Annotated in this window: 23 protein-coding genes and 3 pseudogenes; 9 read left to right on the forward strand and 17 right to left on the reverse strand. The window is 71.1% G+C overall.

The window, feature by feature from the left end:
• Nucleotides 1–20: 20 nt before the first annotated feature.
• From ACXKR8_RS06595 to ACXKR8_RS06605, 3 genes are all read right to left on the reverse strand, one after another.
• On the reverse strand, nt 21–563 hold the full coding sequence (locus ACXKR8_RS06595; RefSeq protein WP_458271952.1) for an EF-hand domain-containing protein: 543 nt from the start codon (nt 561–563) through the stop codon (nt 21–23).
• Between the two features lie 200 nt (nt 564–763).
• A complete protein-coding gene (locus ACXKR8_RS06600) occupies nt 764–1,696 on the reverse strand; it encodes a bestrophin family protein (RefSeq protein WP_458271953.1) in 933 nt (310 codons plus the stop codon).
• Between the two features lie 94 nt (nt 1,697–1,790).
• The gene (locus ACXKR8_RS06605) at nt 1,791–2,573 is read right to left on the reverse strand and encodes a dienelactone hydrolase family protein (RefSeq protein WP_462100366.1); all 783 of its coding nucleotides are present in this window, start codon (nt 2,571–2,573) and stop codon (nt 1,791–1,793) included.
• 160 nt (nt 2,574–2,733) lie between these two features.
• Between ACXKR8_RS06605 and ACXKR8_RS06610 the strand changes: the two genes are divergently transcribed.
• The gene (locus tag ACXKR8_RS06610) at nt 2,734–3,942 is read left to right on the forward strand and encodes an FAD-dependent monooxygenase (RefSeq protein WP_458271955.1); all 1,209 of its coding nucleotides are present in this window, start codon (nt 2,734–2,736) and stop codon (nt 3,940–3,942) included.
• A 43-nt stretch (nt 3,943–3,985) separates the two neighbouring features.
• Here the strand turns inward: ACXKR8_RS06610 and ACXKR8_RS06615 are convergent, their stop codons facing one another.
• Nucleotides 3,986–5,137, reverse strand: coding sequence for an acyl-CoA dehydrogenase (locus ACXKR8_RS06615; RefSeq protein ID WP_458271956.1), 1,152 nt, complete (start codon nt 5,135–5,137; stop codon nt 3,986–3,988).
• A 100-nt stretch (nt 5,138–5,237) separates the two neighbouring features.
• Between ACXKR8_RS06615 and ACXKR8_RS06620 the strand changes: the two genes are divergently transcribed.
• The 3 genes and pseudogenes from ACXKR8_RS06620 to ACXKR8_RS06630 all read left to right on the forward strand — a co-directional run.
• Entirely contained in the window at nt 5,238–5,963 is a 726-nt protein-coding gene (locus ACXKR8_RS06620) for a TetR family transcriptional regulator (protein WP_458271957.1), read from the forward strand.
• Nucleotides 5,964–6,067: 104 nt separating this feature from the next.
• Nucleotides 6,068–6,511: a Zn-ribbon domain-containing OB-fold protein gene (locus tag ACXKR8_RS06625; protein WP_458271958.1), complete on the forward strand. Its 444-nt coding sequence runs from the start codon at nt 6,068–6,070 to the stop codon at nt 6,509–6,511.
• A gap of 17 nt (nt 6,512–6,528) precedes the next feature.
• Nucleotides 6,529–6,657, forward strand: a pseudogene (locus ACXKR8_RS06630) (3-hydroxyacyl-CoA dehydrogenase NAD-binding domain-containing protein); the annotation flags it as partial.
• 2 nt (nt 6,658–6,659) lie between these two features.
• Here the strand turns inward: ACXKR8_RS06630 and ACXKR8_RS06635 are convergent.
• Nucleotides 6,660–7,574, reverse strand: coding sequence for an MBL fold metallo-hydrolase (locus ACXKR8_RS06635; RefSeq protein WP_458271959.1), 915 nt, complete (start codon nt 7,572–7,574; stop codon nt 6,660–6,662).
• A 100-nt stretch (nt 7,575–7,674) separates the two neighbouring features.
• On the opposite strand from ACXKR8_RS06635, the gene ACXKR8_RS06640 reads away from it, so the two are divergent.
• The gene (locus tag ACXKR8_RS06640) at nt 7,675–8,640 is read left to right on the forward strand and encodes an AraC family transcriptional regulator (RefSeq protein WP_458271960.1); all 966 of its coding nucleotides are present in this window, start codon (nt 7,675–7,677) and stop codon (nt 8,638–8,640) included.
• On the opposite strand, the gene ACXKR8_RS06645 is transcribed toward ACXKR8_RS06640, so the two are convergent.
• Nucleotides 8,580–8,966, reverse strand: coding sequence for a MerR family transcriptional regulator (locus tag ACXKR8_RS06645; RefSeq protein ID WP_458271961.1), 387 nt, complete (start codon nt 8,964–8,966; stop codon nt 8,580–8,582). The genes ACXKR8_RS06640 and ACXKR8_RS06645 overlap by 61 nt on opposite strands.
• 98 nt (nt 8,967–9,064) lie before the next feature.
• On the opposite strand from ACXKR8_RS06645, the gene ACXKR8_RS06650 reads away from it, so the two are divergent.
• Nucleotides 9,065–10,291 (forward strand): MFS transporter, encoded by a 1,227-nt coding sequence (locus ACXKR8_RS06650; protein WP_458271962.1) that lies wholly within the window; start codon nt 9,065–9,067, stop codon nt 10,289–10,291.
• 218 nt (nt 10,292–10,509) lie between these two features.
• On the opposite strand, the gene ACXKR8_RS06655 is transcribed toward ACXKR8_RS06650, so the two are convergent.
• Together ACXKR8_RS06655 and ACXKR8_RS06660 are read right to left on the reverse strand one after the other, a co-directional pair.
• The gene (locus tag ACXKR8_RS06655; protein WP_458271963.1) at nt 10,510–10,905 is read right to left on the reverse strand and encodes a GNAT family N-acetyltransferase; all 396 of its coding nucleotides are present in this window, start codon (nt 10,903–10,905) and stop codon (nt 10,510–10,512) included.
• Between the two features lie 41 nt (nt 10,906–10,946).
• Complete coding sequence (locus ACXKR8_RS06660) at nt 10,947–11,363, reverse strand: VOC family protein (protein ID WP_458271964.1); 417 nt, start codon at nt 11,361–11,363, stop codon at nt 10,947–10,949.
• A gap of 177 nt (nt 11,364–11,540) precedes the next feature.
• Between ACXKR8_RS06660 and ACXKR8_RS06665 the strand changes: the two genes are divergently transcribed.
• Complete coding sequence (locus tag ACXKR8_RS06665; protein WP_458271965.1) at nt 11,541–12,143, forward strand: DUF4190 domain-containing protein; 603 nt, start codon at nt 11,541–11,543, stop codon at nt 12,141–12,143.
• Nucleotides 12,144–12,208: 65 nt separating this feature from the next.
• On the opposite strand, the pseudogene ACXKR8_RS06670 reads toward ACXKR8_RS06665, so the two are convergent.
• The 6 genes and pseudogenes from ACXKR8_RS06670 to ACXKR8_RS06695 form a co-directional block, all read right to left on the reverse strand.
• A pseudogene (locus ACXKR8_RS06670) lies at nt 12,209–12,361 on the reverse strand (GNAT family N-acetyltransferase); the annotation flags it as partial.
• Between the two features lie 42 nt (nt 12,362–12,403).
• On the reverse strand, nt 12,404–13,864 hold the full coding sequence (locus ACXKR8_RS06675) for a CoA transferase (RefSeq protein ID WP_458271966.1): 1,461 nt from the start codon (nt 13,862–13,864) through the stop codon (nt 12,404–12,406).
• Nucleotides 13,861–14,562, reverse strand: coding sequence for a TetR/AcrR family transcriptional regulator (locus ACXKR8_RS06680; RefSeq protein ID WP_458271967.1), 702 nt, complete (start codon nt 14,560–14,562; stop codon nt 13,861–13,863). The genes ACXKR8_RS06675 and ACXKR8_RS06680 overlap by 4 nt, the downstream gene beginning before the upstream one ends.
• Nucleotides 14,563–14,637: 75 nt before the next feature.
• Nucleotides 14,638–14,901, reverse strand: a complete 264-nt coding sequence (locus ACXKR8_RS06685; RefSeq protein WP_458271968.1) for a DUF6296 family protein — start codon at nt 14,899–14,901, stop codon at nt 14,638–14,640.
• A 207-nt stretch (nt 14,902–15,108) separates the two neighbouring features.
• Nucleotides 15,109–15,462 (reverse strand): cupin domain-containing protein, encoded by a 354-nt coding sequence (locus tag ACXKR8_RS06690; protein ID WP_458271969.1) that lies wholly within the window; start codon nt 15,460–15,462, stop codon nt 15,109–15,111.
• 43 nt (nt 15,463–15,505) lie between these two features.
• Nucleotides 15,506–17,041 carry a hypothetical protein gene (locus ACXKR8_RS06695; protein WP_458271970.1) on the reverse strand — a complete coding sequence of 512 codons (1,536 nt, stop codon included), beginning with the start codon at nt 17,039–17,041 and terminating at the stop codon, nt 15,506–15,508.
• A gap of 278 nt (nt 17,042–17,319) precedes the next feature.
• Here ACXKR8_RS06695 and ACXKR8_RS06700 point away from each other — a divergent pair, with 278 nt between their 5' ends.
• Nucleotides 17,320–18,006: a hypothetical protein gene (locus ACXKR8_RS06700; RefSeq protein ID WP_458271971.1), complete on the forward strand. Its 687-nt coding sequence runs from the start codon at nt 17,320–17,322 to the stop codon at nt 18,004–18,006.
• A gap of 18 nt (nt 18,007–18,024) precedes the next feature.
• Here the strand turns inward: ACXKR8_RS06700 and ACXKR8_RS06705 are convergent, their stop codons facing one another.
• The gene (locus ACXKR8_RS06705; RefSeq protein ID WP_458271972.1) at nt 18,025–18,468 is read right to left on the reverse strand and encodes a MarR family winged helix-turn-helix transcriptional regulator; all 444 of its coding nucleotides are present in this window, start codon (nt 18,466–18,468) and stop codon (nt 18,025–18,027) included.
• 153 nt (nt 18,469–18,621) lie between these two features.
• Between ACXKR8_RS06705 and ACXKR8_RS06710 the strand changes: the two genes are divergently transcribed.
• Nucleotides 18,622–19,485 carry an NAD(P)H-binding protein gene (locus ACXKR8_RS06710; RefSeq protein WP_458271973.1) on the forward strand — a complete coding sequence of 288 codons (864 nt, stop codon included), beginning with the start codon at nt 18,622–18,624 and terminating at the stop codon, nt 19,483–19,485.
• 99 nt (nt 19,486–19,584) lie between these two features.
• On the opposite strand, the pseudogene ACXKR8_RS06715 reads toward ACXKR8_RS06710, so the two are convergent.
• Both ACXKR8_RS06715 and ACXKR8_RS06720 read right to left on the reverse strand, forming a co-directional pair.
• Nucleotides 19,585–20,445 (reverse strand): annotated as a pseudogene (locus ACXKR8_RS06715) (DMT family transporter); the annotation flags it as partial.
• Nucleotides 20,442–20,948, reverse strand: coding sequence for a MarR family winged helix-turn-helix transcriptional regulator (locus ACXKR8_RS06720; RefSeq protein ID WP_458271974.1), 507 nt, complete (start codon nt 20,946–20,948; stop codon nt 20,442–20,444). The pseudogene ACXKR8_RS06715 and the gene ACXKR8_RS06720, both read right to left, overlap by 4 nt.
• Nucleotides 20,949–20,966 lie beyond the last annotated feature (18 nt).

Consider the following 20,966-nt stretch of genomic DNA (forward strand, 5'->3'; position numbering starts at 1 on the left):
GTGCACATGCGATCGCGCGCTCAGGCCGTCTCGCCCGGACTCCCGACCAGGAGGTGGTCGCCATGGATCCCGGCTTTGTCCGGGTGGTAGTAGTCCTTGATGCCCTCGACCCAGGCGCTCGCCTCGATCTGGTCGGAGGCATTGGGCCCGAAGGCGTCGAAGAGCGTGTTGATGTTCGCGTGGTCGAAGCCGATCGCCGTCATCAGCGCCACGAAGACCGGGCGGTGCACCAGCTCGTCGCCCGCCGGGTGCCCCAGCGCCCCGAGCGCCTCGGCGAATTCGCTGATCGGCTCGTCGAACAGGTGCGGGGAGAGCACGCTCACGTGGTACTCGTCGAAGGTGATCCTGCCGTCGTGGTGGGCGTCGAGTTCGGCCTCCAAGGCCTCCCAGTACCGCCGGAACGCGACCGACAGCGCCTCCTTCGCCGCGTCGTCGGAGTCGCGTGCCGCCTCGATGACGCGACGTGCCATGAGCTCGAAATCCTCGGCCTCGAGGAGTCCGTTGCCGTCGGCGTCCAGCAGATCGAAGACGAGCTGGGCTCGGTCAACTGCCTTTTCGTGCATAGGTTTCCACCTCACACTCGTTGCCCGCCCCAGCCCCGCCGGTATCCCGGGGGCCGTGGGCGGCTTCCGCTCCACAAATATCCGTCGATATCCGGCAGGCGCATAGAAGGGCCCGAGGGGATTCACCCGGATGAGTGAAGTGGAGAACAAAGGAGGGGAATTCAGCACAGCCGTGCAATGTGTCTACCAGACGTGGCCGTCTACCAGAGGTAGCCGTTCACGGGCACGGGCCTGGCCGGGCGCTCCTTGACGTCGACCAGTTCGAGCAGGTCGCGTTCGAGGCTGATGGCCAGGGCGGTGATGGGGACGTCCTGGCTGCGGTTGGCGAAGGGCTCCTCCGTGGACGCGCCGACCCGCTCGACCATCCGGAAGAACAGGGTGATCAGCAGCGCGGAGGGAATGACCAGCCAGCGGTAGGAGGTCAGCGCGCTGATCGCGGTGAACGGGAACACCACCACGTAACTGTGCACGAACAGCCGGCTGATGTAGTCGTGCGGCCGCGGAATCGGCGTGTTGCTCATCCGCTCGGCGAGCGCCTGCTGGGTGGACAGTCCCGCCAGCGCGGTCTCCATCTGGAAGTTGTCCAGGCCGGTCAGGATGCCGAGGGCGTAACCATGGAAGATGGCCTGGCTCTGCAGCCGGGCCAGCGTCGCGGGGCGGTTGTCCGCCGCCAGCACCAGTTCGGCCTCCTCGGCGGACAGCAGCCGGGTCAGCTCGACGGTGGAGTCCTGCCGGCGCAGCAGCCGGGCCAGGCTGTGCGCCCAGGCGGCCTGGCGGTTGGCGAAGTCGTGCTGCCAGGCCCGGACCGCGCTGGGATCGATCGCGGGGTCGGCGAGTTTGGCGTCGGTGACCGTGCGGGCGACCCGAATCAGCGTCCGTGACTGACCGGTCAGTTGGGCCCAGATGCCACTCGCCTCCCACCACCGCTGATAGGCGGTGTTGGCGCGGAAGGCGAGCAGGATCGCCAGCGCGGTTCCCAGCACGGTGGCGAGCAGCGAGGGCAGCGCGAGCCAGCGAATGCCGGCCCGGTCGATCAGCAGGTACGCGGCCGTGCTGCTGACCGCGGCGAGCGCGAGGTCGAACCGGACGAATGGGAGGGTGCTCTTGAGGTTGAAGCTTCCCTTGACGATCACCGGGCCAGCCTAACCGCACCTTCCCCCAAATCCCATAGGCCCCAGGTGATGTGATGTTCCGTCGGACTATTCGGACGACTGCGCTGACGGAGCATCACATCACCACAAAAGCCGTCAGCCGCGCAGGGTTCGGCCCGAACAGGTCCAGCAGGGCGGTCCAGTGACGCTCCGTCGCCTCGGCGTTGAATTCGGAGGTGTCGGACTGGGTGTAGCCGTGGCCCGCGCCCTGGTACACCTCACAGCGATGGGTGACGCCGGCCTCGGTGAATGCCTTCTCCAGGAGTTCCTGCTGCTCGGGCGGCAGCGACTGGTCCTGGTCGGCGTGGCCGAAGTACGCCTCCGCCGTCATCGTGGCGGCCGCCAGGTGCGGGCTGCCGGGCTCGTCGGTGGCGAGACGGCCGCCGTGGAAGCCGCCGATCGCGGCCACCCGGTCCGGGTAGGCGCCCGCGGTGTGCAGGGCGAGCCGGGCGCCCATGCAGTAGCCGGTGATGCCGACCGGCCCGTCGGCGGCCTCCGCGCGGTCGGCGAGCCAGCCGAGGTAGGCATGCGCGTCGGCGACCACCAGGTCCGGTGTCAGGCCCATCATCAGCGGCATCAGTTCCGCGAACAGGGCGCCGCGGTTGTCGTGGTCGATGAACGCCGGAAGCTGCACCACCGGGGCGCGGCCCTGGCGGTAGAAGACATTGGGCACCAGAACGGCGTAACCCTCGGCGGCCAGTCGGTCGGCCATCGCGTTCAGCGCCGGGCGCGGCCCGAACGCGTCCTGGTAGAGCAGCACGGCCGGGTGGCGTCCGTCGCCCTCGGGGTGGACGAAGTACGCGTCCGCCGTGCCGTCCTGGGTCGGAATCTCGACAGTGCTGCCGTGTACGGCCGTCATGTCCGCATCCTGCCTTCGTAGGGGGTGGGCTTTCGTACTCCACCCTCTCACCAGGCGGAACCAGGCGTTCGACCACCCCACTGAGATCTTCGAACCCTCACAAGCTGTTACCTTATGGAGCCATCCGGCTACTTTGAGCCACTGAGACCTTGGGAAGCACATGCGCGTCGCATGCGTCGGCGGAGGGCCCGCCGGGCTGTATTTCTCCATTCTGATGAAGGGATTCGACCCGGACCACGACATCGCGGTCTTCGAACGGAACCCCGCCGGGTCCACCTACGGGTGGGGGGTGACCTACTGGGGCGACCTGCTGGACACCCTGAACGCCGGCGACCCGCCGACCGCGCGAGCCATCAGCGAGAACTCCGTCCGCTGGTCCGATGGCGAGGCGCACATCCGGGACCAGGTGACGACGCACCGGGGCGACCAGGGCTTCGGCATCGGCCGTCGACGCCTGCTGGACATCCTGGCCGAGCGGGCGACCGAGCTGGGCGTGCGGATCGAGTACGGCCGCGAGATCGAGAGCCCCGACCAGCTCCCCGACGCGGAACTGGTCGTCGCCGCCGACGGCATCAACAGCCGGCTCCGGCAGCACCACGCCGAGCAGTTCGGCACCCGGACCACCGCCGGGCGGAACAAGTTCATCTGGCTGGGCACCAGCCGGACCTTCGACTCCTTCACCTTCGCCTTCGTCGAGTCGGAGTGCGGCTGGATCTGGTTCTACGCCTACCGTTTCAGCGGTGACCTCAGCACCTGCATCGTCGAGTGCTCCCCGGAGACCTGGGCCGGGCTCGGGTTCGACACGCTCGGGGAGGACGCGACCACCGAGCTGTTGGAGCAGCTCTTCGCCCGGCAGCTCGACGGCCACCCGCTGGTCAGCAGAACGGACGGTGCCGGCGCGGCCCCGTGGCTCACCTTCCGGACCATGACCAACACCTCGTGGCACCACGGCAACACCGTGCTGCTGGGCGACGCCGCCCACACCACGCACTACTCCGTCGGCGCGGGAACCACCCTGGCGCTGGAGGACGCCGTCGGCCTCGCCGGGGCGCTGCACCGGCACCCCGACCTCCCTTCGGCGCTGGCGGCCCACCAGGCGGAACGGATGTTCGCCATCCTCTCCACGCAGAGCGCGGCCCGCTACAGCGCCCAGTGGTACGAGGACATCCCCCGGTACATCCAGCTCAGGCCCGCGCAACTCTTCGCGCTGCTCGGGCAGCGGCACTCACCGCTGCTCCCCTATGTGCCGCCGCAGATGTACTACTGGGCCAACCAGGCCGCCGAGGAGTTCACCGCACTGCGGAAGTTTCGCAAGTGGCTCGGCCCCCGGGTGGTGCGGACGCTCCAGACCGGCCGACCGCGCCAGTGACGGCCCACGAGCTCGGCGCGGTCGGCGGCGTGGGCGAAGGAACTTACGGCAGGTTGCGGGCCATGACGATCCGCTGGACCTGGTTGGTGCCCTCGTAGATCTGGGTGATCTTGGCGTCGCGCATCATCCGCTCCAGCGGGTAGTCGCGGGTGTAGCCGTAACCGCCCAGGAGCTGCACGGCGTCGGTGGTGATCTCCATCGCGGCGTCGGAGGCGAAGCACTTGGCCGCGGCGCCGAAGAAGGTCAGATCGCTATCCCCGCGCTGGGAGCGGGCGGCCGCGGCGTAGGTGAGCTGGCGGGCGGCCTCCAGCTTCATCGCCATGTCGGCGAGCATGAACTGGATGCCCTGGAACTCCGCGATCGCCTTGCCGAACTGCTTGCGCTCCTTCACATACCCCGCCGCATAGTCCAACGCCCCCTGCGCGATCCCCAGCGCCTGCGCCGCGATGGTGATCCGGGTGTGGTCCAGGGTCTGCATCGCGGTCGCGAAACCGGTCCCCTCCGCCCCGATGATCCGGTCCGCCGGGATCCGGACGTTGTCCAGGTAGACCTCACGGGTCGGCGAGCCCTTGATGCCCAGCTTGCGCTCCGGCGCCCCGAAGGACACCCCCTCGTCGCCCTTCTCGACCACGAACGCCGAGATGCCCTTGCTGCGCTTGTCCGGGTCGGTGACCGCCATCACCGTGTAGAACTCGGAGACGCCCGCGTTGGTGATCCAGCGCTTGACGCCGTTCAGGACCCAGTAGTCGCCCTCGCGCACCGCGCGGGTCTTCATCCCGGCCGCGTCCGAGCCGGCGTCCGGCTCGGACAGGCAGTAGGAGAACATGCCCTCCCCGGCTGCCAGCGGGGTCAGGTACTTCTGCTTCAGCGCCTCGTCGCCGGACAGGATCACCGGCAGCGAGCCGAGCTTGTTGACGGCCGGGATCAGCGAGGAGGACGCGCAGACCCGGGCCACCTCCTCGATCACGATCACCGTCGCCAGCGCGTCCGCACCGGCCCCGCCGTACTCCTCGGGCACATGCACCGCGTGCAGGTCACTGCTGGTCAGCGCATCCAGCGCCTCCTGCGGGAAGCGGGCCTGCTCGTCCACCTCGGCAGCGAACGGCGCGATCTTGGCCTCGGCCAGCGAACGCACCGCGTCACGGAGCATCTCGTGCTCCTCGGAGATCCGGAACAGGTCGAAGGCGTGGCTCATCGCGGAGCAGCTCCAGTCAGTGACTCAATAGCAGGGAACTCAGTCCCTTAAATTATGCACACCAAGTGCCATCAGCCAAGCCCGATGCTACGTTGCACCCATGACCGAGGCACGCATCCGCACCCGCACCACGACCCCTGCCGCGACCAAGCCGCCCATGCGGGACGCCCTGGTCGCGGCGGCGTTCCGGCTCTTCCTGGAGCGCGGATTCGAGCAGACCACGGTGGACGACATCGTCGCGCTCGCCGGGGTGGGCCGCCGGTCCTTCTTCCGCTACTTCCCGTCCAAGGAGGACGTGGTCTTCCCGGACCACGAGCGCTGCCTGGCCGACATGACCGAGTTCCTCGACGCCAGCGCCGACTCCGACGACCCGGTGGTCCGGGTGTGCGACGCCGCTCGACTGGTCCTGCGCATGTACGCGGAGAACCCCGCCTTCTCGGTGCAGCGCTACCAGCTCACCAAGAAGGTCCCCGCCCTGCGCACCTACGAGCTCTCCGTGGTCTGGCGCTACGAGCGCACCCTCGCCGCCTATCTGCGCGGACGCTACGCGGATCTGCCGGACGGCTCGGTCCGCGCCGACGTGGTCGCCGCCGCGGTGGTCGCCGCGCACAACAACGCCCTGCGCTCCTGGCTGCGCGGCGAGGGCAGGGACGACGCCTCCGCGCTCACGGACCGCGCGCTCGCCCTGGTGCTGGACACCTGGGGCGGCAACCCGGCCGAGGCCGGCCCGGCGGAGGACGTGGTGGTGGTCATCACCCGCCGCAGCACCCCGCTGTGGCGCGTGGTCAGGGACGTGGAGTCCGCGTTCGAGTCGGGCCGCGACTAACCAGGTCCAAGCAGAAGGCACTGAGTGCCTTTACATGGCAACACTTAGTGTCATACGGTCATCGGGTGTACTCACCCTTGACCGCTGTGCCTGCCGCAGAAACTGTGCCTGCCGCAGAAGAGGAAGAGGCGGGGCTCGCCTACCAGCGCTGCCGCTGGTGCGGGACCCCCGCATACCGCCGCCTGCTGTGCCCCACCTGCGCCTCCCCCGACCTGGCGCCCGCCCACTCCGACGGCGTCGGCATCGTGACCCGCCCGCCGCAGGGCCCCCAGGCCACCGTCTTCGTGCAGCTCCACGAAGGCTTCACCGTGCAGGGTCGGATCGTCGGCGCGCTGCCCGGAAGCGTCCACCCCGGCACCGCCGTGCACGCGACCGCCCGGACCGAAACCGCCCCGGCCCTCGACCCGGCCCTCAACTCCGCCCTCAATTCCGCCCTCGACCCCGGCTTCGATCCCGGCTTCGACCCTGCGGAGCCGCTGTTCCGGCTGTGCGCGGAGCAGCCCGGCTTCGCCGCCGCCCACCGCACCCAGCGCCACCCGAACCTCTAGAGAGGGCAGTTCACCACATGGCTGACATCGCCACGGACTTCACCAGGCTGGGAGTCGTCGGCTGCGGCCTGATGGGCTCCGGCATCGCCGAGGTGCTGGCCCGCGCAGGGCTGGACGTCCTCGTCGGCGAGGTGAGCGCCGAGGCGGCCTACTCCGTGCCGTAGGCCGCCCAGCGGCCGAGGGTGAATCCGCCGCCCTCCTGCCGGACTTCCACCGCACCTGCCCCGCCGAAGTGCGCGGGGATGACCAACTCCCGTTCAGCGGCGGCTCGTTCAAGAACCCGATGGCGGCTGGACACGGCTCGCTCCGGATCCAGGCAGAAGCAGCTGTTGCAGGAGGGCGCGAGAATCTGCACCGGGCTGTGCAGCAGATCACCGACGAAGACCGCCCGGTCCCTCCCGGACGCGAGCCGCAGTACCGAGGAGCCGGGCGTGTGGCCCGGCGCGGACTCCAGGGTGAGGCGCTCGTCGATGCGGTGGGTGCCCTCCCACCGGACGGCCTGCCCGGCCCGGTGGACCGGCGCGATGCTGTCCTCGTACATCAGCCGGTCGTCGTCCCGATGGCCGTTCCCGTACCCGTTGTCCGGGCCGAAGTGGAAGTCGTCCGCGGCCGGGAGCAGGTACTGGGCGTTGGGGAAGGCCGGCCCCCACCCCCCGTCCACACTGACGGTGTTCCCACCGACGTGATCGGCGTGGAGGTGGGTGTTGACGACGACGTCGACGTCCTCCGGCCGGACTCCGACCCGCGCCAGCGCACTCAGGAAATCGCCCTGCCGTTGGTGGAACTCCGGCGAGCCGGGCCGCTCGCGCCCGCTCCCCACCCCGGTGTCGACCAGGACGGTCCGTCCGCCGCTGCGCAGCACCCAGGTCTGCAGCGCCACCACCGCACGGTCGCTGTCCGGTTCCCAGTGATCCGGCGCCAACCAGTCCTCGTTGCCCTTCCACACCTCGGCGCCGGACTCCGGCACCAGGCCGCGGGCGGGCGCGAACGCCCCCTGCCACTCGACGACCCTGGTGACCTCGACCTCGCCGAGCACGATGCTCTGCCTGCTCTCACTGTTCATGCCTTCGACTCTAGGAAGATGGGATGAGCTGCTCAATGCCTGTGCAGCTCATCTGGATACGCCTCCGTCTCATAGCTGACACGACGGGTATCCTGGCCCGATGGATGTGGTGAGCGACGCAGTCTCGGCGATACGCATCGGACGTCCTTCGTCCAACCGGGTGCGGGTGAGCGGCAGCTGGTGCGCGCGGCTGGCCCCGTACGACGGTGCGGGCTTCCATGTGGTGCTGGCGGGCAGTTGTTGGCTGCTGCCCGACGGCGACGCTCCGGTCTCGCTCGGCCCGGGTGACGTGGTGCTGCTGCCGCACGGCACCGGACATGTGATCGCCGACGCCCCCGCCGACGCGGCCACCGTGCGGCAGGCGGTGTCGTTCGAGCGGTGGCTCGCCGGGCACGGGCCGCGACGGCCCCGAGCCGCCTCCGGCGAGGCGGGCGAGGCGGCCGAGGTGGAGCTGCTCTGCGGCAAGTACCGGCTGGACCGCAGCCGTATGCATCCGCTGATGGCGGAACTGCCGGAGGTGGTCCACCTGCCGAACCGGGTCGGCGCCCAGGCCGAACTGCGCGCCGCCGTCGACCTGCTGGGCCACGAACTGGGCACGCAGGGGCCCGGCGCCTGCCTCGCGGTGCCCAGCCTGCTCGACCTGCTGCTGGTCTATATGATCCGCTCCTGGGCGGCCCAGGGAAGCGGCACCTGGCCGACCGTGCTGGGCGATCCGGTGGCGGCCGCCGCGCTACGGGCCCTGCACTCGGACCCGGCCGCCCCGTGGACCAACGAACGCCTGGCCGCCGAGGCAGGCGTGTCCCGCGCCACCCTGGCCCGCCGCTTCACCGCGCTGGTCGGCAAACCTCCGATGGCGTACCTGACCTGGTGGCGCCTCACCTTTGCCGCCACCCTGCTGCGCGACACCCCGGACCCGCTGGCCGCCATCGCCCACCGCGTCGGCTACGGCACCCCGTATGCCTTCTCCCATGCCTTCAGCCGGGAATTCGGCACCACCCCGGGGCACTACCGGGCCGGGGGCGGGGCTTCCGCCAATACAGCAGGGGCTTCGAGGGCGGTCAGGTAGTCGACGAGCAGGCTGCGGCTCTCGGAGAGCTCGGCCAACTTGCCGTCGAGCGTCGCTATCTGCCGACGCAGCCCGGCCCGCAGGACCGGGCACGGGTCGAAGTCGGGGGCGTCGCCGTGGACGCAGGGGAGGAGCTCCTGGATCACGTCCAGGGTGAGCCCTGAGGCGCTGAGCATACGGATGCGTCCGACCGCCTGCGCGTCCGCGTCCCCGTACACCCGGTATCCGGCGGGAGTCCGGGCCGGGTTCAGCAGGCCCTCGGTCTCGTAGTAGCGCAGCATCCGCACGCTCACGCCGCTGCGCCGCGACAGCTCGCCGATCTGCATCGTTTCCCCCTTGACCCTGACAGTGCTGTCAGACCTTAGCGTCCTGGGCAGCGCCGCATCAGTCAACCCGCACCCCGCACCCAGCACTTGGAGCCCCGATGACCTCTCCCCGTTGGATGACGACGCTGCTGGCGACCGCGTGCGGGCTGATCGTGGCCAACCTGTACTACGCACAACCGCTCGTCCGCCCGATAGGTGCGGCGCTGGGTCTGCCGGCGGCGGCCGACGGACTGATCGTGACCATGGCTCAGATCGGCTACGGGCTGGGGCTGCTGCTGATCGTTCCGTTGGGGGACCTGGTCGAGAACCGCCGGCTGGCGGTGGGGGTGATCGCGGTCGGCGCCCTGGCCCTGCTGGGCGCGGCGCTGTCCACCCGGCCACTGCCCTTCCTGGTCGCCGCCCTGTTCATCGGGCTGGGCTCGGTCGCCGTCCAGATCCTCGTCCCCTACGCGGCCCACCTGGCCCCCGAGGAGACCCGGGGACGCGCCGTCGGCAACGTCATGAGCGGCCTCATGCTCGGCATCATGCTGGCCCGCCCGCTCGCCGCGATCACCGCACAACTCTCCTCCTGGCACACGGTGTTCTACCTCTCGGCCGGCGTCATGCTGCTGCTCGCGGTGCTGCTGCACCGGGTCCTGCCCGCCCGCACCCCGGCCTCCGACCTGGGGTACGGCCGGCTGCTGGCCTCCATGGCGCAGCTGGCCCGGACGACGCCGGTGCTGCGCCGACGGGCGCTCTACCACGCCCTGCTCTTCGGGGCGTTCAGCCTGTTCTGGACCACGGTCCCGCTGCTGCTGGCCGGGCCCGCGTTCCGCCTGTCCCAGGCCGGTATCGCCCTGTTCGCGCTGGCCGGGGTCGCGGGGGCGGTGGCCGCACCGGTCGCGGGCCGGGTCGCCGATCGCGGATGGAGCAGAGCGGCGACCGGCTTCGCCATGGCGGCCGTCGCCCTCGCCTTCCCGCTGACCGAGGTCCGTCCCCCGGGCTCGTCCCTGCGACTGGCGCTGCTGGTGGCCGCGGCGATCCTGCTCGACTTCGGCGTCTCCGCGAACATGACCCTCGGCCAGCAGGCGATCTTTCGACTCGGCGCCGAGCACCGGGCCCGCCTCAACGGCCTCTACATGGCCACCTTCTTCACCGGGGGCGCGATCGGCTCGGCCCTGGGCGGCCTGCTCTACGCCCGCGGCGGCTGGACCCCGACCTGCTGCGGCGGCCTGGTGCTGCCGGTGATCGCCCTCGCCTGCTTCGCCACCGAACGCGCCCCCGGCCGGACCGTCCCCCGCGCCCTCCCCCGGTCCGGTCCCAGCAGCAGCCGCAGCCGCAGCTGACGGTCACGGCTCCTGCCCGGGGTCGGGCGGGTCAGTCCGGAGTCGGGGATCAGCGCCACGTCGTGGCCGATCAGGGCGAGTGCGGTACTCCCCGGCCCGCACCGGCCACCGCAGGAAGTCGCCACGCGACCGGCCTCGGCCGATAGCGCCGGGGTTCACGTAGGGGACCATCCGACACCGAGCCGGCCACAGCCGGACACGCCCGCGGCAGCGGAGATTCAGAGGGCGATGAGACCTGCGCTCGTCGGCTTGAACCCGCAGGCGTCGAAGTAGAACGCCCGCAGGTCGTCCTCGAAGTCGACGTGCAGCCATGCGCATCCGGCGGTGCGGGCCGCCCGGGCGGCCACGGCGACGAGTTCGGCTCCGATCCCGGAGCGTCGGCGGCTCCCCGCGACAACAGTGTCCAGGAGGAACGCGTGGACGCCGCCGTCCCACCCGACGTTGACGAAGCCGACGAGGTCACCGTCGAGGCGTGCACAGACCCAGCCGAGGCTGTGGCGGTGCGCCCGGGTCAGCCAATCGACGTCCAGGGGGCGATGGTTGAAGCCCTCGGCGTGCAGCGCATTGACGGCCGCGTTGTCGAAGTCGCCCCGCCACTCATACGTGATCACCATGGCGCGAGCGTAGCCCGCAGCCGGGCGGCTGAACGACAGGTTCAGGCCGGCTGGGGAGAGCTGCTGCTGTCGTTCAGGTAGCTCGCGCGACCGTCGTCGTCGAGCTCGAACGACCCCTGGGGGATGACGCAGAACTCGTTCCCCTCAGGGTCGGCCATCACCAGAAATCCTCCCGCCGCGTACTGCTGGAGCAGCCGGCCGCCCAGCGCCACGATCCGTTCCTGCTCAGCGGACGGGTTCGCCGAGGCCACGTCGAAGTGGATCCGGTTCTTGCCGGCTCTCGGCTCGGTGACCTTCTGGAAGCCCACCCCTGGGCCATTGCCTCGGGTGAGCCAGACATACGGGCCCATCCTCGCTGTGATCGTTCTGCCGAGGATCTGGGACCAGAACGAGGCCAGCCGCTCCGGGTCGACGCAGTCGATGATGAGGTCCTTGATGTCCAGGTGGGTGTCAGTCATCCCCCGATGCTCGCAGATCACCATCCCCCGTCCGAGCCCGGCCCGGCCGCCGGGACTGGCTCCTCTCGTTCGGCGTGAGTCGATCTGTCCCTACTTGGTTGCGTTCGCCCCGCACCGCAGATGACGTGGGCGTTCTCAACCGATACTCTGCGCCTCTCGCGAAGCCGAAGGGGCGGAATGCAGCAGGAACGCAAGCACGAGGTCCCGCCCGAGATCCGTCGGGTGCGCGACGACGGACCGCCGATGGGGACCAACGGGTGGTCGCGCTGGGCCGCGATCTGCGGGGTGGTCGCGCTCGTACCGCTCGGCCTCGGCTTCGGCCTGACCGGGCTGGTGCAGACCACCCGCAGCGGCCAACGCGGCCGCGGCCTGGCCGTGCTCGGAATCGCGGCCTCGGTGGTCTGGTCCTCGCTCCTGTACAGCATGTTCACCATTCCAGGCCTGTCGGTCGACCGGAACGCGAACGGCAACGTGGACAAGGCCCAGTACGCCAGCGTCTTCGACGTCCACACCGGGGACTGCTTCACCTGGGCGGCCCCACGGCCCGACGACTCCGTGCAGATGGTGCAACTCGTCCCCTGCGCGCAAACCCACGACGCCCAGGTCTACGACACCCCCACCCTCCCCCTCACGGGCGCCGAGCCGGAGGCCGCGGCCAAGGACGCGTGCGCCGCGTCCCCCGCCGCACCTGCCGGCGCCGAGTTGGGCCTGATGTACCCGCAGTACACCTCGTTCGGCAAGGACAGCCGCCGCGTCATCTGCTACACCACCTCCCCCTGAGCGATCGGGCGGGTGAGCCATACGACTTCGCCGCTGTCCTCCGTGGAAACGTGATCCCGCTCGAACCCGATGGACGTCCGGGCCTGCTCAACCGTGGCCGGCCCCTTGCCGCGCTCCGCGATGAGGGCGCTGAACTCAGCGGCGTCGGACTCGGCCCACGGCCGCAGCAGCAGCCGCTCGGTCTCAAGCTGGAACGACATCGTCTCGTACGTAGACATGCCCCTACTCTGCCCCACGGGTCACCACCCCCTACAGCCGGCTCACGCCAGCCACTGGGGCTTGCTGGACCCCCGGGGCACCAGGATCGGGGTGGGCCAGGCGGCCGGGGTGCGGGAGAACTGAACGGGTGGTGCGAGCATGTGGACGTCGCCCAGTGGACTGGGCGCGTCATAGGCGGCTGGTTCGCGAAGCGAGTGTTCCGCGTCGCTGCCGGCCGACGACGGGTCGACCAGGCCGAGGTCCTGGTACCACATCGCGGTTCTGGTCAGGTTGACCGTGACGTGCCAGGAGCCGCCCTCGGTAGCCCGCTTGACCAGGGCGGCTGTGGCGCCGACAGCTCCCATGTAACCGGTGATGAAGTCGTTGATCATGCCGGTGACCGGGAGGCGGGGGGCACCGGGGGTGCCTTCGATTGTCATCAGCCCGGAGGCTGCCGAGCCGTTCATGTCGAAGCCGCCGCGTTCGGCCCAGGGGCCGGCGGATCCGTAGCAGGAGACGGAGACGGAGACGATGCCCGGGTACCGCTGGGCCAGCGTGGCCGGGTCCAGGCCGAGGGCCTCGAGTTTGCTGCCGCGGTGGTTGTTCACCACGACGTCGGCCTCGGCGAGGAGTTGGTGCGCCCGCTGCCGCCCGGCCCCGGTGGACAGGTCGATATAGGCGCTGCGGGAGCCGACGTTGGCCTCGGCGTAGATGAAGTCGTGTTCATAGTCGTTGGGGCGGGTCGCGCACAGCACGTCGGCGCCCTGCTCGGCGAGGGTTCGCCCGACGGTGGGGCCCGCGATGGCGTGGGTGAACGACAGCACGCGGACGCCGTCGAGGGGGCGGTCGGCGGGGGCGAGGGGCCGTGGTGGGGCGTCGCCGATGCGCCGCAGGCCGATCACGGGCTGCTCGGCCAGCAGCGCGCCCTGGGGGTGCGCGCGCCATTCGTCGGGGGTGCGGGCGACGCACAGGGGCAGCCCGGCGCGGTTCGCGGCTTCCTCGAGTGCGAACGCGCCCCAGGTGGCGATGGCGGCCGCGACCTTGTCGCGGTCCGGGGGCACGTCCAGGAAGCGGCACCAGGCGGCGGCCAGGTGCGGGTAGACGCCGGAGGCCAGCACGGTACGCCCGTCGCGGGTCCGGTAGGAGTCGAGCAGGAAGGGGTTGTCGGCGACCAGGGGGTGGGGTGGGAGTTCGCCGCCGAGCGTGGGGTGCCAGAAGGCGTGCGGCGTGATGCCGTGGACAGCCTGGCGCAGATCGAGGTGCAGGTCCTGGACGGGGCCGCCGCGCTGTCGGTGCAGGGCCATCGCCGCGACGGCGCAGGCCATGACGGGTATGCCGATGCAGGCGCCGAGCCGGTGCCGGCCGGGGACGATGGGGTCGCGTCCGGCGAAGGTGACCGTACCGCCGGCGTCGGCTGCCGTCAGGCCGGTGTCGGCGAGCAGGCGGTCGAGGGCCGCCGCTGGATCGAACTCGTCGCCGGTGCAGCCGGCCAGGCCCTCGCGGGGCTGGAGCGGAGCGGTCATGGGCGGGCTTCCTCGGTGGGATCGGCGGGCGCGGCAGGCGCGGCGGGTGCCGGGGCGGCGGCGGGCGCCGGGGCGGGGTGCGGTTCGCGCGGCGTGGACAGGTGCCTCACCACGGCGGTCAGGGCCTTGGCCGCCAGGTCCGGCGGGGGTGCGCCAGTGGCGGCTTGTTCCGTCAACGCCTGGATGTCACAGCCCTCCGCGAGCGCCACCAGCAGGCGCACCAGTTCGTCGACCGGAACCGTCGGGACCCGGTCCGCGGTGTCGAGCGCGGCGGAAAGCGCGGCCGTCAGTTCCGCCCGCCCGAGCGCTTCGTGCTCGGTCAGCCGGGCGGCCACGCGCGGAGTGCGGATGGCGTGCAGGGTGAACTCCATCGACACCAGCACCCATCTGCGGTCCGGCTCCATCGCCGCGAGCGACAACGCGGCGTCTCCGTCCAGGATTCGGGACAGTTCCGGCCCGGTCGGCAGGGCGCGGCGCACCCGATCGGCGCGGGTGCGCCACTGACGGTCGAAGAGCGCGAGGAACAAGGCGTCCTTGTCGGGGAAGTTCGAGTAGAACGCCCCCTTCGTCAGCGTGGCGCGGGCGCAGATGTCGGGGATGGAGGTGGCGGCGAAGCCCTGCTCGGCGAACAGTTCCCACGCTGCGTCCAGCAGCGCCGCGATCGTCGCAGGGCGTCTCTTGGTGATTCCTCTGGGCATGCCCGGACCCTAACAGATACCGTTCGGTATCGGATACCCATCGGTATGCAGGCGCGACCGGTACGAGCGCGGACGTCAGACCGGCAGGCGGCGGCAGGACACGGGGCGTCGGGGGTCCTGGTGGACACTGCTGACCAGCATCCGCACCTCGTCCCCGTCGCTGATCTCCGCGCGTACGATCCCCGTCTCGTCGCAGTACACCGGGTGGCCGCCGGGGCCGCGGACCTGGGTGCGGCGCACCACCACGGTGTCCCCGTGGCCGTGCACGTCGCCGGGAGCCGGGGCGGCGAAGACCAGCTCCCTCGCGTCTGCGTCCGCGTCCGCGGCGTCTGCCGACATGGTGAACCTCCTGGTGTCCTCTCGCATCTATACCCGTAACCCCCCGATATGACCCCTCTTGTCTCATGGCTACGGACGTCGTGGCAGAGGCATCCTGGACGAGCTCACCGGACTCCTGGACCGGCCACCGCGCCTGGGGCCGCTTCCCGGCCCTTCTCTCGGTTGCCGTCTGCGGTGGGCGGGCCCGAGCGGGGGCGCCCGGCGGCTTCAGCGGGGGCGGTAGCGGATTTCGAGCATCACGCATCCCGTGCTGGTGCGGTAGGGGCCGTGGGGCATGCCGGGCGGCCGGCAGGCGTAGTGGCCGGCGGTGAAGGTGGCGCCGAGGGTGAGGTCCTCCAACTGGCCCTCCAGGAGCAGGACTTCCTCGCAGTACTCATGCCGGATCACCCCGGCGGGAGAGGTGTCGAGCCCGGCGGCCCATCGCGCCAGGCGGGTCAGCTCAGCGCTGTCACCGCTGGGCGCCGAGCTGAGCACACGCTCCGAGACCCCGGGCGCTCCGGCCACGTCCGTCCAGGGCAGGCCGTCGACGGCAAGGAACTCCTGGGCCTGCTTCAAGTCCATCGGTTCCTCCAGCCGCTACGGAGGGGCTGATCCCCACGTCGCTCTATCGTGCCTGTGACAGCGCCGCGGAGACCTCGGCGCGCGCACCCGCGACCCGCAGGGACAGCACCAGGTTCTCATGGAGGTCGGCCGAGATGCCCTGGGCGACCTCCAGCAGGAGTGGCACCAGGCGGACCGGGTCGGCGAGCGCCACCCGGGCGCATTCGCTGCTGGCACGGGTACGGAGGTAGATGTCGAGGACAGCGCGGGCTTCCCGGTGCCGTGCCTCGGCGACCAGGTCGGCCACGGCCGCACCCACGTCCACGGCGGACCTGCCCATGGCCAGCCGCAGCAGTTGGTCGCCGTCCGCGGAGCGTCCGGTGGCGCTGAGGGCGTCCGCCGCGGCAAGCACCAGGTCGAGCGGCAGTGCAGCCGCCTCCCACAGCAGGGTGGCCCAGTCCGCGGCCATGCCCGCCCGCTCCAGTTGCGCCGCCAGCAACGGGAACCGCGCGGCCGGCTGGTGCGCGGCCTCCGCGAGGACGACGTGCGCCTGGCCGCCGTGGCCCTGCGCGCGGAGCCGTCGCAGCATCTCGACGGTACTGGTGACCGCCGCACGGTCGGTGTCGTCCACCGCGGGTGCGACCCTGGCAGCGGGCGTGTCGGCAGCCCCTGCGAAACGCGCACCGTGGGAGGCGCCGCCTGCCCCCGGCAGACCGGGAGCCGCGAGATTCGCCACGGAGACCGTGGTCGGCGCGCCGGAGAACCGGGCGCCGCGAGGTGCGGCCACGGCCGTCCCGGTGACCTGGTCCGCGGCTGCCTCGGTGGAGCCTGCCTCGTCCCTGACCTTGTCCTTGACCTCAGGGCCCGCGCCGGCGAAACGGGCGCTGCCCCGCTCCCGACGCTTCCGCTTTGGCACGGGGGTGGTCTGGGGTTCCGGATCCGACGGCCAGGACGCCAACGGCGCGGCAGCAGCAGGCGGCCCTGCGGGCTGGGCCGTGGGCTCGGCCGTGGGCTGGGCCGTGGGCGGTGCCGCGCGGCCCGGCTGAGGTTGAGGCCGAGGTTGGGGTGAGGCCGACGACGGCCAAGGTTCCCAGGGCGAGAGGTGGCCGGATGCCACCTCCGCCTGCTCCAACGCAGCGACACGGCTGCGTAGTTCGGCGATGCGGCTGCAGATCCGCGCGTAGTAGTCGCGAGCCCAGGCCAGATCGCTCCCGCCGGCCTGCGGATCCTCCATGCCGGTGACCGAGGCGCTGATCTTCTGCAGGTCCTGCAGGCGTCGGCTTGAGTGCCGCTCCTCCTCCCGCAGCAGGCGCAGCCGTTCGATGAGCGTCGCCTTGACGCCTTCCGCACGGTCATAGGCGCGGACCGAGGCGCGGTGCAGGGGGCGGAGCCGTGCTGCTTCGTGCCGGGCGTTCTCCCTGCCCCTGACCGCGGCGAAGTCCTGGAGCAGGGATTCGATCACGTCCCAGGGCGGCACCTCCCGACCCTCCAGGCAGGCGCGCATTCCTTGGGCGTCGCGCTGCCAGAACTCCCGGAACCAGCTGCCGTCCCAGTCGACGAGAGCCGCGACCCCGCTCAGGCGCTCCGCGAAGTCCCGCATTTCTCCTGGAAGTTCAGGGAGCCTCTGCAAGGTCGCCACATCCGCCCCTCGACACTGGATTCGTCTCAAAGGCACAGAACACCATCAGTGTTTCGGGCTTACTACGCGAGCTTTACCGACGGGTGTAGCCCCTGGCCCGTCCATGATTTTCGGAGCGGCTCCCGCCTGGAAGCCCGCCGCCGCCACCGGCGCCCAGGACGTGGTGGGTTGGTCGTCCGTGGTATTCGACTTCTCGGATTGGGCTCCAAGCGGCCGGTGGCCACCGCTACGCTGCCTGCATGATCGGTCGCCGCTTCGCCGCCCTGGCAACTGCCCTGCTTCTTGCCGGCACGAGCGCCGCGTGCGGCAGCTCGAAGTCGTCGTCGGACGCCAAGGCCGAGGTGAGCGGGCCCGGCGTGTATTCCCCCACCGCCGAGCCCTCCGACCTGTGCAAGCCGCTGAGTTACCAGTCGTTCGCCGCACTCATCGGCACCCCGGACACCACGCAGCCCCCCGACTACCAGGTCTCCAAAACGGACCAGGAGCGGACGACGACCTGTGTGCAGTCCCTCCAGCACCAGTCGAACGGGAAACTCGACGCAGCGGCGCCCCAGGGAGAGGTCGAGACCGACCTGACGTACTGGCAGGACGTCGACACCGCGAAGAACGAGTTCGGCGCAGTCCGACAGGACGCCACCGGCGGAACCGCCAAGGACGGGGCGACCACTCCCGTCGACGGGGTGGGCACCGAGGCGTTCCAGTACACCCTGAAGGAGTCCACCAGCAGCGCGGCCACGCTGTTTCTGGTGGCCCGGCACAGCAACCTCGTGATCACCGTGAAGCTGGACGCGCTCAGCTCCACACCCTGGACCGACCAGCAGTTCAACGATCTCTTCGCCCGGATGGCCGACCACATCAAGGCCGTTTTCCCGGTGGCCCGCAGCGCTGCCCCGGCCCCGACGGGCACCGCCTCCCAGCAGCCGTGACAGCCGTTGGAGTCGTGGTCATCCGACGTTGCCGCCGGGTTCGCCCAGGAGACCGCTCGCCGACCGGTGGATCTTCGCCAGCGCGCTCAACAGGTGTGTGCGTTCGGCCTCGGTGAGGTCCGCGGTGACCTGATCCTCCATCAACCGCCGTTCCGCTTCGACCGGTTCCCGCAGCGCACGCCCCGCGTCCGTGAGCCAGAGCCGGACGAGCCGGTTGTCCCGGTCGTCGCGGCGACGGGTGAGCAGACCGCCGCTGGTCATCCTGGTGGCCATCTTGACGACGGTGGGAGTCGTGACGCCCACCGCGGCGGCGACCTCCCCGGGCGTGCGTCCGTCCTGTTCCCACAGCACGGCGAGCAGGTGGTTCTGGCCGAGGTGCAGGCCGTGGCGCCGCATGGCCCCGTCGGCCAAGGCCCGGAGCGCCTTTGTTGTTCTGCTGTGCAGGTCCAGGAACTCGGGCATCACGGTCTCCGGAGGGTGTCGATCCAGGTGCGGATCCACGGTGCGGATCCAGGTGTCGATCGGGGCGCCGGCAGGTCGATTGACGGCTAATCAGTTACCGGCTAGCGTTCCCCGCATCAATCGTTAGTCGGCTAGCGTCTCTACGGAGTCCACATGTTACTGGTCACCGGAGCCACCGGAAACATCGGCCGAGAGCTCGTCCGCGAACTCGACGCGAGGGGCGCCAAGGTGCGCCTCCTCGTACGCGACCGCGCCCGCGCCGCCGCCCTGCCCGAGCCCGCCGAGCGCGCTGTCGGGGACCTGGACGACCCGGCGACACTGACGAGCGCGTTCGCCGGCGTCGACACTCTGTTCCTGCTCACCCCGGGCATCGGCACCGCCCACACCGCCCACGCCGTCGCCGCCGCCCGGGCCGCCGGGGTGCGCCACCTGGTGCATCTGTCCTCCATCAATGTCATCGGCGACCCGATGCCCGCGATGGGCCGCTGGCACCACGAGCGCGAGGAGATCGTCCGCGGCTGCGGCATACCCGCCACGATCCTGCGGCCAGGCGGCTTCATGACCAACGCCCTGGAATGGGCGCCCACCATCCGCGAGCAGGGATACGTCCTCGACCCGACCGGCCCCGGCCGCCACGCGCCGATCGACCCCGCCGACATCGCCGCGGTGGCGGCCCTCGCCCTCACCGAGGACGGCCACCAGGGCAGGGAATACGTCCTGACCGGCGATCAGTCGCTGACCGTCTCCGAGCAGGTCCGGATCATCGCCGCCGCGATCGGCCGCGACATCGAGGTCCGCCAGGCGGTCACACCGGCTCAGGCCCTGCAGTCACGCTTCCCCGACGGAGCGCCCCCGGCGCTCGCCGCCGCCATCACCGAGGCGTTCACGCTCATGCGCGCCGACACCGCCGGCTTCCAGACCGACACCGTGGAGCGGCTGCTCGGACGCAGGCCACGCACCTTCGCCGACTGGTGCGCCCGCAACACCGACGCGTTCCGGCGCCCCGCCGACGCCTGAGCCGGCGGACGACCGCACTGTCCGGCCTCGACCGCGCCACCAGCGAGGGGACGGCTCCGGCGCGGCCGTCCGGCCGTCGGGGTCGGAGAACAGGGCGAGCCCGCCCAGGATGAGCGCCGCTCCGAGCAGTTGCCACCTGGTGACCGCCTCCCCGAGGGCCAGCACCGCCGCCAGCAGGCCGAACAGCGGGATGAGGTTGAGGACGATCCCGGCCGTGCCCAGCGAGACTCGGGTGATGGCGTAGTTGTACAGCAGGAAGGCGACCGCGAACCCGACGCCGCAGCCGACCGCCGCCACCCAGTGCCCTGCCCCGGCCGCCCCCGTGCTGATTCGGCCGCCGGCCGCCCACTGCCAGGCGACGAGCGGCAGGCTGAACAGGAGGCCGAACGCGAACTGATAGGCGGTCATCGGAAGCGGCGGCACCTCCACGACGACACGGCCGGCGAGGGTGACATAGAGCGCCGCGGCGAGGGACCCGGCGAGCACCAGCAGGTTCCCCGCGTTCAGACCCAGCCCGGGCTGGGAGCCACCGAGCGCGGCGACGCCGGCAAAGGCCAGCGCAACCCCCGCGACCACCCTGCGCGCAGGGCGCCGGCGCGTGACGACGGCGCCCAGGGCGATGACGAAGCAGGACTCGGTGCCGGCCAGCAGGGACGCCTGGGAGGCCTGGGTGTGCGTCAAGCCCAGATCGACAGCGGCATAGGTCAACGTCGGCTCCAGCAGCCCCAGCAGGGCCAACCGGCCCAACCGCCGCATTCCGACCGGACGCTGATGGCCCTTCAGCAGCAGGACGCCCCATATGACCGCGGTGCCGGTGGCGAGGGTGACGACCAGGACGGTCATCGCGGGCAGCCCCGCCAGCGCGTACTTGGCCGCCGCGTTCTCACCACCCCAGCAGGCCATGGCCGCCACCAGCGGCACGAGGCCACGGCCACGGCTGCGACCGTCCGGGGCGCTCATTCCACAGCCGTCTCGACCGGGCAGACCTCCTGCGGGCAGGCGCTGTAGTCGCACAACCGGCAGACGCGGTCCGCCTGCGCACGGCTGGCAACCAGCGCGGACAGCATGCGTTCGGCCAGGCCGGTCAACTGCCGCTGCTCCGCGGAGGTCAGCGCCTGCAGGGCCACGCCGGCCCTGGCCCGTCGGGCTGCCAGCACCTTGCGTGCCATCTGCTCGCCCGTGGCGGTCAGATGCAGGGCCACCGCCCGCCGGTCGGTGAGCCCCGGACGCTTCTCGACCAGCCCCTGCTCGACCAGCCCCGCCACGAGCCGCACCGTCCCCGAACCGGTCAGCCCCACCACGCCGGACAGCGCGTCGATGCCCTCACCCGGGCAGCCGTGGAGTGTGGCCAGCGCCGCGGCCGTCGTCGCATTGAGCGCTCCGGCGTCCGCCGCACCCGCGAGCACCTCGTCCTGCAGGGCCACCGCCAGTGCGGCGATCAGATTCACGCCTCTGTCATCCACACCTCCAAATTACCTGAC

This window comes from Streptacidiphilus sp. PAMC 29251, from assembly GCF_054208735.2.